Genomic DNA, 12918 nt, shown 5'->3' with positions numbered 1-12918 from the left:
CATTGTGCGGATGGCGACCTCCTCTTGGCAGGTCGCTTGTCGTCCATGCGCCGCTTGCCTACGACGCCCCGCGAACCGGCGCGATTCGCCAGGTGGGAACCGTGAACGCGGGCTGGCCCGCGAGAGCGGATGTTGCGATTGCAAGGCGCAAGGGTAGTGGACTCGTCGACGGAGTGACACGCGACCAACGGTGTGTTCGCCAACGGTACTTACGCGCGCTCGCTCGCGCGCTGGGGGGTTCAGGCCGAGGCGCTGAACCGTTCCGAAAGCAACCCGCCGGGCTTACCAAAATTCTGACCCAACTCCAATGATCTTCCGTTCCGTCCATCCCGCGCGCCACTGCTGCGCGTACTGTTTCCCGTTCCGCGCCTCGCCGTCTGCGTGGTTCTGATCGGCGCACAGACCGCCGCACTGCTGCTGGGCAGCACCTCCCTCATGCGGCGCCTGCCGGCATGGATGCGCTATCAATGTGTCGCCACACCCGGCTTCGCGCGCGAACATTTCGCCGGTGGTCTGACCTTGCCGGACGTGCTCGAGGCCACCGCCATCCTGTTTGACCGCAAGGACGCCCTGCACGATGTGTTTTTCGGGCTGCGTCTCGGGGTGGCGGTCGGCCGGTACCCCCGACACTATTTTCCTTCGCCGACTGCGTTGCTCAATGCGATCCTGGACGAGCTCGGTTACGGGCAGGTCCCGGCCATGCAGGTGGAGCCGATGATCCGTGAGGGCAGGCTGGTGGCGCTCGCCCCCGAGCGTGACCTGATGATCGATCTGTACTGGCCTCACTGGGAGCAGGAGCCCGAGCCGCTCGCGACGATTAGCGCACTGGTTATGAATGCGGCGCGGCGGAGCCTGGTTCAGTCGGTTCCGACGGCAGCGCACGCCGGTTGACGCAGCGTGGCGACTCGCCGACACGATTCTGTGCGTCCAATCTTCTGAGCGCCGTAAGCACGGCGCCCGTCATCGCCGGCATTTTTTTTACAGGGGCGGTAGCCGTGACCATGATGGTCGCGGCGCCCTCTGCGATCGAGTGATCCACGGCAGTGATCGCGTCCATTTGAAAATTGTCGTTACGCTCAACATGCTTCTGCGCGCTAGCCGTGCGAAAAAGATGTATTCGCAACCATTGCATCGAGACTGGAACATAGGGTACGGCGATGTCTGCCGCGTATGACACAAGCTCACTGGACGTGCGTGGGGTGCCGTCGGGTTTTCGGGGAAAACGAGGCGTGGGTCGTCGCTGTTGCCTCGCGGAATAGCAAAAACGGGGAGGGCGGCAGCGCCTGAGCGTGCGAAGGAGCAAGGCTACGAGTCCGCTTCCGGCACTCGAAGTTTGATGTGCTGCGGAAGCACTGGCTGCTCTGCGATGCGAGATTCCGGATCGAGTGGTAATTGGGAGAAAGCTATCGAATCAATGGGTCATGAGGTGCTCAGCCTTCTCTGTACTTCCTCATTCGATTTTGGACTCCAGGAGAGGACTCGGATTGCACCCGCAGGTGACTGATTTGATGACGATATTTTCTGGTTCGCCCTCGCCAATGTACTCATTGATGTACTCGTTTGCTGCTGCCTACTAAAAGCACGCCGCTTTGTCGCGCGTACGCAACGATCATCTGACGGCTAGGCCCGACGCCGGGATGCCGCGTAGCCGCCTATGGCGGCTTTCACCCGGCTTCTGCACGCGCCTGTACCTACCGGAGGACGGAGCAGGGCAGGAGGCAAACCGAATAGACCCTTTCATCGTCAATTTGTCCGCGTCGGTCTCGGCCAGCTTACTGCGCCGCGGCTCACAGCGATATCAGCCTGCTGGGCAACGAAATCCACCGGTTTGAACTGGATGTCGAGATGCAGGTCGGGATCCGCGATACATGGACGCCCGAAGCAACGGCGGCATTGAACAGCCGGGCTCCGTCAAAGCGCCGGCTATCAAATTCACCGGTTTCGTCTTCGATCCAGCACATCTGAAATACGCGCTTCGAGATGTCGAGCCCGTAGGTCGTGGTAGCCCTGGTCGTTCCTCGCTTCAAAAACGGGAGCTAGCCGCGTCACTTTGGCATATCGAGGAAGGTCGCATCGGTACAGACTTGGCTCCTGCGACTTCAGCACGCCCTTTCTTTCCCCGAGCGGAGGGCGGCGTTCATGCCATCTATCCACTTTGCCAGCTGACACCAGCGCCGCTCAGGGTGGTAGCTAGCAAGCGCGAAAGTCGCGGCGGTACGCCGCAGCGAGGCGCCCAGGCACAGCAGTTCCAGAACCTGGTGCTGCAGCGCCCAGCCAAACTGGTGGTGCGGGCGGATGCAGCGGCAGGCGTGAAGACAGGTACGTCGGCATGACGGACAACGGAAACGCGGCTGAGGTCACAGTCGACACGACGGTCGGCCCTGCAGTCGTAACAACCGTGCCCCGTGCCCGCACGAGATGGCGCCGCGCCATACCAGCGAGCAGTTCGTGGCCTTCCTCACCGACGTTGTAGCCAGCCAGCGGCCCAAACAAGAGATCCATGTGATCTGCGACAACGTCAGCAGTCACAAGACCCCGCGCGTGCAAGATTTCCTGCGGCAACACCGAAACGTGCGGTTGCATTACACGCCGACCTATACCTCCTGGCTAAATCAGGTGGAGAACTGATTCTCGCGCATCCAGCGCGACGTGTTTGCGCGAGGCATCTTCACCACGGTAAAGGATCTGGAGCGCAAGCTGATGCGCTATATCCGCGAGCACAACAAGAATCCCAGGCCGATTAAATGGAAGTACGACGATCCATCGCGGCGAGTTCGATCAGTGCCATTTCAACGACGCAGTCGGCTAGTGGCCGTGATAAAGCGATCTTATCTCCTTCATCGCGCAAACTCACCCGTACAACCATCCTGCTAACGTGGAAGAGATCATCAATCCCCGAACCACCATCGTTGATATGCTCGCCCGCCGTCAAGCTCCCATGCGCTGGAAATTGTTTTGGTATGCTTCACGTTGCTTCTGCGTGCGCTAACCTTGTTTGCGAAGAACGGAATCAAATAACCTCCGTCGTCGCTACAGATGGCTTGCATCTCTGCGTATATCTCAGAACGCCTTTTCTGATCGAGCATTGACTTCGCCGTCAGAAGAAGCGACTGAAACCTGTCATTGTGCCAGTGCGTATCATTCCACGCAGCGCCATCCTCAAGGAACTGCGAGAACACAACGTCCGGTGTTGGTCTTTGCCCGGCGTTGACAACGACGAACGGCTTTTTTAACCACACATTTGACCAATAACCGTCAGCAGATTCCCGGACCACTCCGATGTCGATCCCTGCCTTCGATGCGCCCTGCGCGAACAGAACTGCCATGTCTACGGCGCTAGCGCCTGCAGCATCACTTGTCGAAAGTTGAACCTTAAGCGAATCGAGTCCTGCTTTTCGAAGATAGAACTTAGCCTTGTCGGGATCGTAGTGACGTTGCGGAATTTTCGCGGCGTAGGGCATGATCGGGCTCACTGGTTGATCGTTTCCCACCGTCGCGTGACCGTTCATAATCTTCGCGACGATTTCTTCGCGATTTAACGCATATTTCAGCGCGAGTCGGACATTCGGATCCTTGAACGGCGATGACAGACAATTCATCGGCATCCCGTTGTAGCTACCGCCCGCGACCTCGTCGATTGCGACTGACCGATTGCGACTCAGAAGAGGTAAGATTCTCAGGTCAAGGCTTACGATGGCATCGGCCTCGTTGTTGAGCAGCGCCGTCTGCCTAGCGTTGACGTCGTTCAATACCATCAGGTGAAGCGCATCAAAGTACGCCTGGTCAGGTCTGTGATACCTGTCATGACGTGTTAGTTCTGCGCCTATACCGGGCTGGAAGCGGATAATTTTGTACGGTCCAGCGCCTATTCCCGATCCCCAGTCAATCCCGCCATTACCGTCTCCGGGCATGATCGGGAAGTGGTAGTCTGCCATGAGATAAGGTAGGTCTGCCATGCCGGCGCTCAGCTTGATAACGACAACACCAACACCATCAGCGCTAATGTCCGCGATGTCCTTCAGGAGGGTCTTAGCGCCAGATGTGGAACCTGGCCGTCGATGGTAGTTAATTGAGGCTACGACGTCGCTCGCAGTTAATGTCTTGCCGTTATGAAATTGCTGGCCGCGAAAGAGCTTGAACTTCCATACCTTGGCATCGGGCGACGACTCCCATGATTGAGCCGAGTCCGGCCCTACCTGGTTGGACGGAGTGATCTCAGTCAGGTATGTTCTAAATGCATACCGCAACTGGATCATGTACAGACTGGCTGTCGTTGCCGGATCAAGCGAATCGGTCGTGCTGCCGTCGCTTAGCCCCGCGCGGAAGGTCCCTCCTTTTTTCGGCGTGGCGTATGCAGTTTGTGCCCACAAAGAAGGGGCAGTCGCACCTAGCCCGAGCGCCCCGGATGTTTGCAAAAATTGTCTGCGGGAAACTTGGGATCTGGAGACGTCTCGCAAGAGAAGCTCCAGTTTATAGCCCATTTCGTTATTCATATTTCCTCGTTGTGCGTAGAATGGATTGCGGGTTTTTGGAATGTGCGAGCTAAAGTGAAAAACAACCGTCTCTTACGTCCGGTCAAGCGCCGAGCGGATTGCTCATGCCGTTTCGCTCCAATTAGCGATGAAATTTCCCAACTTGCGCAGCTCCCTCTGGTTGAACCACGCCTATGGTCTGTATGACCCGCGACGGTTAAACCGAAGACTTAAGTCTTGTGGAACCCTTCGGCCGCCTTTGACTGATCGTCGAGTCAAGCCATCCAGGGTCAGTTTGCGGAACTGATGAAAGAAGCAATTCGGTGTAGGGAGCATATGGTGGGGCCATAATGGCCTCCTTGCTTCCCTGGTCAACTATTCGCCCATTCTGCATTACCACCACTTCGTCACTGATGGCTTTTACTACGCCGAGATCATGTGTAATGAAGATATACGTGACACCGAACTCCCTCTGCAGTTTCATCAGCAACTTAAGTACGCCCTCCTGCACGACCTGGTCGAGGGCTGAGGTGATTTCGTCGCAGATGATGAGCTCAGGACTAGCCGCAAGAGCACGGGCGATGCTTACGCGCTGCCTCTGGCCACCAGAAAGCTCAGATGGCCGACGCGAGGCGAAGCTATCATCGAGTTCAATCTTCTTGAGTAGATCTGACACTCGTCTGGATAGCTCGGGATCGGTGATTTTTGAATAGAACGCGAGCGGACGAGCAAGGATATCCCGCACGGTGTGATGCGGATTCAGTGCAGTATCGGCCATTTGATAAATCATCTGTACGCGGCGGAGCTGCTCGCGGGAGCGATTCACATAAGAACTAGGAAGAATTCGGTCTTCGAGCACAACCTCACCACTACTTGGAATCAGTAAACCTGCAATAACCCGAGCTATCGTGCTTTTACCCGATCCGCTTTCACCGACGATTGCAACAGTCCTCCCTTTGGGGATAGTCATGGTTATTTGATCAAGAACCTTGACGCTGCCGTAATGCGCTGAAACGCCTTCTAGTTTGAGAAAAACCTCTCGAGATTGATTGGCAACGAACGGTTTTTCCAGCGACCGTACAGCCCACAATGAGCGTGTGTACTCGTGTTTCGGCTCATCTATCATCTCTCTCGTGGGCGCTTCCTCTACGCATTTTCCCTTGTGAAGAACCATAAGACGTGTAGCCATTTGGGACACTATCGCGAGGTCATGCGTGACGAAAATAGCGGCCACGTGATAACGTTCAACGACATCCTTGATCGCGGCCAATACCTCAATCTGCGTCGTCACATCGAGAGCGGTTGTGGGTTCATCAAAGATGATCAGATTCGGTTCCGGCGACATTGCCATCGCTGTCATCACTCGCTGCAGTTGACCGCCGGATACCTGGTGTGGATAGCGCCTGCCTATCTGTTCGGGTTCAGGAAGCAGTAACGCGCGAAACATATCCTTGGCATCCCGGGCCGCATTGCGACGGGTCTTGATGCCATGGACCACAGCACTTTCCACTGTCTGCCGTATGAGTCTCTGCGATGGATTGAAGGAAGCTGCGGCGCTCTGGGCGACATAGGTGATTTGTGATCCGCGGATGTTCAGTCGTTCCGACTCCGACGCGGTGACAAGGTTTCTGTTCAAGAACTCGACCTTTCCGCTCACGATTCTGCACCCCGGCCGCACATAACCCATGGCTGCCAGCCCCAGCGTCGACTTGCCTGAGCCCGATTCACCTATCAGACCTACGACTTCACCGCGATGTACACGAAGATCAATGTCGTCGATAATCCTATGCCATTGACCTTTGCTGAAACCGTCAATCACAAGGCCTTCCACGTGAAGAATCACATCGCTTTCACTCAGGTTCCTATTGGTCATCGCGTTTCCTTCAATCCGCCAACGAGTTGAAGAGTCCAATCTATTATCAAATTCATCGAGATAGTCACCATGCCTATCGCGAACGCCGGAATGAGCGGCGTTAGCGCAAGCATGGGATCGCTATCCAGGAATCCCACCAATGAAGCATTTTCCCGGACCATTGATCCCCAGTCCGCGGTTGGCGGTTGAATACCGACACCTAAAAATGAGAGCGCAGCGACGGTGAGAAAAACGTAGCAAAAGCGTATTCCAAACTCTGCTACAAGAGTCGGGATGATGTTGGGTAGAATTTCTCGCCGCATGACCCAAATCCAGCCTTCCCCCCGCAGACGGGCAACCTCGACAAATTCCATTGCTACAACGTTGACTGAAACGGCCCGAGTAAGACGATAGACCCGGGTGGCATCGAGAAAAGCAATGATCAGCACAAGGTTGAGTACGTTTGTACCGAATACGGACAGGAGCATCAGGGCGAAGATCAAAGTCGGGATTGCCATTAGGATGTCGTTCACGCGACTCATGATCTGATCTGTCCAGCCACCGCGGATCGCAGAAAGGGAACCGGCCGTCGCCCCAACGGAAAAGGAAAGCGTTGTGGTTGCTACTGCGATGAGGATGCTGTTTCGACCACCGAAAAGAAGGCGGCTAAAGACGTCTCGTCCCAACTGATCTGTACCTAACCAGAACTGGCTGCTCCAAGGTGCTAAAACGGCATCAAACGTTTGGGTTTGGCTGTAGGGTGCAATTATCGGGGCAAGGGCTGCTGCCGAGAAAACCAATAGAAGTATCGTCGTGGCGATCTTTACGTTCGCCGGCGACGAACACATCAAAGCGATAATTCGGTCAGTACGAGAGTTCTGATCGAGACCAGCCGACGAATCCGGCTGGGTTGACGCGTGATGGATTGTATTCATGAGTTATCTCGGATGCAGGAGCCTAGGATTGCTTAGTATTGAAGCGACGTCAGCGAACAGGTTTAGGACGATATAGATACCACCAAAAAGAAGCGCGCAAGCTTGAACCACGGGAATGTCGCGGCTGGCCACAGAGTCCACCATTAACTGGCCCATGCCGGGGTAAACAAAAATCACTTCAATGATGACAACGCCAACTACCAGATAGGCGAGATTGAACGCGATGACGTTGGCGATCGCCGCAACTGCATTTGGAAGAATGTGCAATGCAATGATCCGCGTGCGCCGGAGACCCTTCAGGTTGGCCATCTCGACGTATGATTGCGTCAAGAGCGAAACAATTGCAGTACGCGTCATTCTCATCATGTGAGCCGTCACAATGAGCGTCAGTGTGAGCGCTGGAAGGAGAGTGACATAAAACCTATGTACGAGCGAGGAGTCGGGGCCAATTGACGCTATTGACGGAAAAATCCCGAGCTTCGAGCTCATGAAAAGAATCATGAGATACGCGATAAAGAACTCCGGAAACGAGATGGCGCCGAGTGTTATCAAATTCACTACTCTGTCGTACCAGGAATTTCGGTAGATCGCGGCCGTGATCCCAAGAACCAATGAAACCGGAACGGCTATGAGAGCGGTTAGACATGCGAGGAACAGGGTGTTGCCGAGACGAGGAAGCACGATTCCAGAAACCGATCGACCGCCCGTTGGCGACCATCCTGAGAAAGAGAATCCGAGGTCCCCGCGGCAGAGGTGTTCGATCCAATGCACGTACCGCAACGGCGATGGCTGAGCAAGTCCAAGTTGCGTTCGCAGCGCTGACACTGTTTCTGGAGTGGCCGATTGTCCGAGTATGGCACTAGCGAAATCTCCCGGCAGCATTTGCACAGAAAAAAATATGACCATCGAAACTGCAAGTGCTGTCACCACGCCTAGCACGATTCGTTGCAGTAACAAGATCGAGAGTTTTCTCACGTCACTGTCCTTTATCCTGTTCCAACCTGTCGCCATTTGCCCGCGAGATAGTCGGTAAATGGCCTGTTTTGCTGCGTGCGAAGTTGGACCCTCGTCGGCTCTGGGCTCCGAGTGGCCCTTGGAACCAACTTCCCATGGCATACGATGGCTTCCGGTCGAGACGTTCGAAGCCGTTCCGAGAGGTATCGCGAATGAGGGTGAGCCTCGGATCCGTGATCGAATTTCGTTTTTGGTTCATTCCATCAAGGCACTCCGCGGAAAGCGGAAAATGATCAACAGAAAGCGCGTGCTTGTCCGTTAGTGATGCGCGGGCGGATGTTGCGAAAGTTTGTAGCCTTCTCGAAGGCCGCCGCTAATTGGATAAGTTTGTGTTCCATAAACGGTTTTGCTGCTATCTGAACGGACACTGGCATGTGGTCTATCCCGAATCCGGAGCAGAAGACGATGCTTGGCCAACCAGTGATATTGAACGGTTCGTAAAACCCTGGTTTTTCCAGATCACCCCACCTGGGCACATCCGTCATGAATGGAGCTCCATTGGCTGCACCCGCGGTAACAATCACGTCCACGTCGGCAGTTGCGGCAGCCGTTGCCATACATAACCGTCTGCGCTGCCTGACTGCGTTGACATAATCGGCGGCACTGAGTGTTGCGCCTAGCAATAGTCGAAGTCTTAGCTGCTCGCCGAAGTCAGATGGGTTGGAGCGCAACGCCTTCTCGTGAACGGAATAAGCCTCTGCTGTCAAGATCACGAAACACGTTGCCCGATACTCTTCTAGCCGCGGCATCGTCACCTGGTCTACATGTGCGCCCTGTTCCGTCCAAACTGAGATTGCGCGATCCAGACCTTCCTTGACAGCGGGCGTAACGGGGTGTTCTGTTTCATGCCAGTCTGACGCGATACCAATACGAATCCCTCGCACGTTTTCTTCAGCCCGCACAGCGAGATCCGCAGGCGCTCGCTTTGCGCTGGCCGGATCCTCGCGGTCATATCCGGCCATTTCCTCAAGAAGCAACGCACAATCTTCGGCGGTCCAGCACAAGGGTCCAACATGATCCAAGGAGGGCGCGAGCGGTAAGATGCCCCGTTTGCTGCATAGACCGTATGTCGGCTTCAGCCCCACAACGCCGCATAGGGCCGCCGGCGCAGCGATTGAGCCCGCTGTATCAGTGCCTGTACCGCCTAAAATAAGGCCGGCCGCAACGGCAGCGGCAGTACCGCTCGATGAACCGGACGTGAAGCGCCGTGTATCCCACGGGTTCCGGGCTGGCGGCCACGGCAGATCGAATGACGGTCCACCTAGCGCAAATTCGTGCATCGCCAGTTTGCCCAACGATATCGCGCCTGCATCCGCGAGCGAACGCACGACGTGAGCATCACCTTCCGGCACCCAACCTTTGAGATGTTTCGAATGCGCACTAGTCTGGACGCCCTTCGTGAAGAGAATATCTTTGTGGCCGATTGGAATGCCGTCCAGCCTTCCACGTAGCTCGCCTTTCATCATCCGGTGTTCGGCCTCAATCGCTTCTTGGCGCGCCCTGTCCACCGTTACTGTAATGAATGCATTCAAGCTGGCGTCGACAGACTCGATCCTCGTTAAACACGCGTCGATAAGTTCGACCGGTGATAGTTTGCGCTTGTGTATCAGGTTCGACGCTTCAGCAATCGTAGGTATTTGCATCAAAAGATCCCTATGCAGCTAAATTGTCGAGCACTGTAAAAATATGGGAATGCTCGACGGCTTCGTTGTTTTCAATGGCGCCGGAGTATTCACAAATGCGCAGCACATGAGGCACCGCTTCCCACAACACTTTTAGGTCATGGTCCGTAATTGTGAGATCCTGTTTCTCCAGGAGATATCTCAAGTCGCTTAATGTCTCGCATCGCACCATGCTCCCCCCTAATCACTAATTGATATTGCCGCCCCGTTCGATGACCGCAACCATGTTGAAATCCGCAGCGATGTCGGAGCACTCCGCGATGAATCTGTCGGTGCCATGGAGCATATCCGCAGGCCATCCTTGAATCAGATCCGAACGGTTCTCTTCTGTTTGCACCTATGTCATACGATTCTCAATACTGTCCACTTCCAACAAGTAGCCGTCCCGTAGGCCCATGTTTCTGGCGAAGGTGTTATGGGACGGATGGTAGGACTGCGATGCGGCCGAAGCAATGTGGCCAATAACGGTTAGGTATTCGAATAGTGGATAAGGGTATTCCCTATTCGTATTGTTCGCCTCAAAATTGTCTGCCCAGTACGGACGCGTGGTGTGCGCCTAAGGTCCGCTCAACGAAGCGTGGGAGTTCTGAGCAGTATCCTTCATACATTCCAGACGATGTAAACGACGGGATTCGATTAGTCGGTATCAAACCGCGATATGCTTTCGGTCTTCTTTGGACCTCTTACTCCCCGCACGTGTCCTGCTAAATTTCGTCAGCACGTTGTGCGATGATGCTCGCGCTTGCGCACGGATCTACGGCATAGGAATGCGGTCGATTCTGCGCTATGCGCCACCGTTCATCATCTCATCGGTTCCGGCAAAACGTGAAAAACTCCATGCCACTCGCAACGCGAGGACAAGCCATATTGATCAATCGTCGCGCTGAAAGGGCGGATAGGAAAACCTCTGCTGGGCCTGCCGGGCAAGATCATGCTCGACCAAGTCGCGCAGTTGAACCGGACACCGACCCCGGACGTCTCACACGGTTGATACCACGCTGGCGCGTACTGCGCCGGAGGCGCGTCGTCGCTGACGATGCGCGGCCAAGCCTATCTGTTTTGCAAATAGCTAACCGTTATTGGCTACATTGTTTCAAATGTATCCACGGCCTACCATTCCATCCATAAGTTCAATGCGAAATTCCGTTAGCGCCAGAGCCCTGCGTTCACGGCTGACGATCATTTCGCCGTTGCCGTCTCGTAGCCGTGTCACTGCCGATGAACTTACTGAGAAGTTTGTCCGCGATTGCGGGCGCGACGCAGCCATCTCGCCAATCGTATCTCGCCATTTAAGAAGGGAGGTCGGCTGGGGTGATGCATGCGTTTAACGAGCGACTAAGGAGAGAAGTCGTGCGACCACCGCTTAAATTTCTCGACCACGAGACCTTCGACGTTGTCATTATTGGCGGAGGCATTAACGGCGCCGCCGCCGCCCAGGAAATCATTGGGCAGGGTCACAGCGTCCTTCTCGTCGATAAAGGTGACTTCGGTTCGGGGACTTCGAGTCGCTCCAGTCGTCTTTTGCATTGTGGTCTGCGCTATTTGGCGCCAGGTCGTTCGATCTGGGACTTTGTTGTGCATCCCACGCGCTTTATGACAGCGATGAAAATGGCGAAACAAGCGATGGAGGCGCGGGCCGAGTTCGTCGAGACGTCATCGTTGCGCACTCGACCGCTCCAGTTCGCCTTCCCGATTTATCAGGAAGGTCCCTATCGCGCCTGGAAAGTGGATATTGCATTCCTTATTCTGAAACTGCTCGGTCCTCGCAACCCGCCTCTTGATTACCACCGTATCTCTGGTGCCGAAGCGCGTAATATGCCGCTGATGAACGAATTGCGTGATCTTGACCGTATCCATTCAGTCGCGGTGTATCGTGAGTACGAGTTCGACTGGCCCGAGCGAGTATGCATGGATTGTATCCTCGACGCGGAACGCATGGGGGCGGTCGTTCGCAATTACACCCTGGCCACGCTCGGACGGCGTCGCGACGGCGGCGTCTGGCCAGTCGTGCTTAGGGATCAATTGGACGGTGCGACCGTAGAAGTCAGTGCTTCTATCGTGCTTAACCTAGCAGGCATTTGGATCGACGAGGTCAACGCCACGCCTGAGCCAAACGCTAAACGCCGCGTGCTCGGGACCAAGGGAACGCATATTGTTGTCAAGCTCCCGAACTCCTGCGCCGGTTACGGCGTCGCAACGCTGAACAGTAAGCGCGAACCGTTTTACTGTATTCCCTGGCACGACCTGCATTATTTCGGGCCGACAGAGACCCTCTACGAGGGAAACAAAGAGGACATCCATGTCACTAACGAGGAACAGGCCTGGCTGCTCAAAGAAGCTAACCGTCTTATGCCAGGCATAGGGCTTTCGGAGAAGGAGGTTCGGCTGACCTGGGCAGGCGTCAGGCCGCTGACGTATGACAAAGCCGTTCCTTTCGGGAATCGTTCCCGGCAACTCCACGACCTTACTGAGGACGGTATGCCAAATGTACTCGCGATGACCGCCGGGCCCGTGTTGAGCCATCGTTCGGCCGGCCGCCTCTTGGCTAAGGCGGTTGCAAAGCGGCTAAGACCCCAGCACCGACGGCAACGACCAGACTATGCGCCAAAGCAGCCGCCCGCAAGCGACAGTTCACCCGCATTGGTATCGGGACTGTCAACACGACTTTCAGATCTCCAGCATGGCATACAGAAAGAACATGCCGTGACCCTCATGGATCTTCTTTTTCGGCGCACCGGACTTGGTTGGCGGCATCAATTCAGCGAGGCTGAGATCGATCAAGCAGCGTCCGTGCTAGCGACGGAGCGCGGCCTGTCCTCTGCGGAGAAGTGGCGAGAGATCGAGGCGTTCAAAATCGAATGTGAGAGGCTTTTCGGACGACGTTCTTCACAAGACTCATTCACGAGTACGATTGCCGGGAAAGACGGAGATGATTCCGGATAGCTTTGAGTAAGCTAACAGCC

General features: G+C 55.5%; 7 protein-coding genes and 3 pseudogenes. 5 read left to right on the top strand and 5 right to left on the bottom strand.

The annotated features are described in order from the left end of the window. Positions 1 to 44 precede the first annotated feature (44 nt). From F6X42_RS44195 to F6X42_RS25175, 4 genes and pseudogenes are all read left to right on the top strand, one after another. Positions 45 to 297 (top strand): annotated as a pseudogene (locus F6X42_RS44195) (ABC transporter substrate-binding protein); the annotation flags it as partial. A 159-nt stretch (positions 298 to 456) separates the two neighbouring features. Then, positions 457 to 891, top strand: a pseudogene (locus F6X42_RS25185) (LysR substrate-binding domain-containing protein); the annotation flags it as partial. Positions 892 to 1868: 977 nt separating this feature from the next. Continuing rightward, positions 1869 to 2333 carry a hypothetical protein gene (locus tag F6X42_RS25180; protein WP_146014278.1) on the top strand — a complete coding sequence of 155 codons (465 nt, stop codon included), beginning with the start codon at positions 1869 to 1871 and terminating at the stop codon, positions 2331 to 2333. A gap of 88 nt (positions 2334 to 2421) precedes the next feature. Next, positions 2422 to 2874 (top strand): annotated as a pseudogene (locus F6X42_RS25175) (transposase); the annotation flags it as partial. Between the two features lie 14 nt (positions 2875 to 2888). Here the strand turns inward: F6X42_RS25175 and F6X42_RS25170 are convergent. The 5 genes from F6X42_RS25170 to F6X42_RS25150 all read right to left on the bottom strand — a co-directional run bounded on the left by F6X42_RS25170 (position 2889) and on the right by F6X42_RS25150 (position 9916). Then, positions 2889 to 4493: an ABC transporter substrate-binding protein gene (locus F6X42_RS25170; protein WP_222945713.1), complete on the bottom strand. Its 1605-nt coding sequence runs from the start codon at positions 4491 to 4493 to the stop codon at positions 2889 to 2891. Between the two features lie 196 nt (positions 4494 to 4689). After that, positions 4690 to 6345: an ABC transporter ATP-binding protein gene (locus F6X42_RS25165; protein WP_102630900.1), complete on the bottom strand. Its 1656-nt coding sequence runs from the start codon at positions 6343 to 6345 to the stop codon at positions 4690 to 4692. After that, entirely contained in the window at positions 6342 to 7259 is a 918-nt protein-coding gene (locus F6X42_RS25160; RefSeq protein ID WP_116140869.1) for an ABC transporter permease, read from the bottom strand. The genes F6X42_RS25165 and F6X42_RS25160 overlap by 4 nt, the downstream gene beginning before the upstream one ends. Positions 7260 to 7262: 3 nt before the next feature. Continuing rightward, positions 7263 to 8234 (bottom strand): ABC transporter permease, encoded by a 972-nt coding sequence (locus tag F6X42_RS25155; RefSeq protein WP_116148400.1) that lies wholly within the window; start codon positions 8232 to 8234, stop codon positions 7263 to 7265. Between the two features lie 272 nt (positions 8235 to 8506). Continuing rightward, entirely contained in the window at positions 8507 to 9916 is a 1410-nt protein-coding gene (locus tag F6X42_RS25150; RefSeq protein WP_102630902.1) for an amidase, read from the bottom strand. A gap of 1389 nt (positions 9917 to 11305) precedes the next feature. On the opposite strand from F6X42_RS25150, the gene F6X42_RS25145 reads away from it, so the two are divergent. Beyond that, positions 11306 to 12898, top strand: coding sequence for an FAD-dependent oxidoreductase (locus F6X42_RS25145; RefSeq protein WP_187636784.1), 1593 nt, complete (start codon positions 11306 to 11308; stop codon positions 12896 to 12898). Positions 12899 to 12918 lie beyond the last annotated feature (20 nt).

It is taken from the genome of Paraburkholderia podalyriae, assembly GCF_014397785.1.
Lineage (GTDB): Bacteria > Pseudomonadota > Gammaproteobacteria > Burkholderiales > Burkholderiaceae > Paraburkholderia > Paraburkholderia podalyriae.
This window is presented reverse-complemented; position numbering and strand designations above follow the sequence as displayed.

Excerpts from the sequence above, each read along its gene's own strand:
- F6X42_RS25160 (WP_116140869.1), bottom strand. The coding sequence starts at position 7,259 with ATGAATACAATCCATCACGCGTCAACCCAGCCGGATTCGTCGGCTGGT.
- F6X42_RS25150 (WP_102630902.1), bottom strand. The coding sequence starts at position 9,916 with ATGCAAATACCTACGATTGCTGAAGCGTCGAACCTGATACACAAGCGC.
- F6X42_RS25170 (WP_222945713.1), bottom strand. The coding sequence starts at position 4,493 with ATGAATAACGAAATGGGCTATAAACTGGAGCTTCTCTTGCGAGACGTC.
- F6X42_RS25180 (WP_146014278.1), top strand. The coding sequence starts at position 1,869 with ATGGACGCCCGAAGCAACGGCGGCATTGAACAGCCGGGCTCCGTCAAA.
- F6X42_RS25165 (WP_102630900.1), bottom strand. The coding sequence starts at position 6,345 with ATGACCAATAGGAACCTGAGTGAAAGCGATGTGATTCTTCACGTGGAA.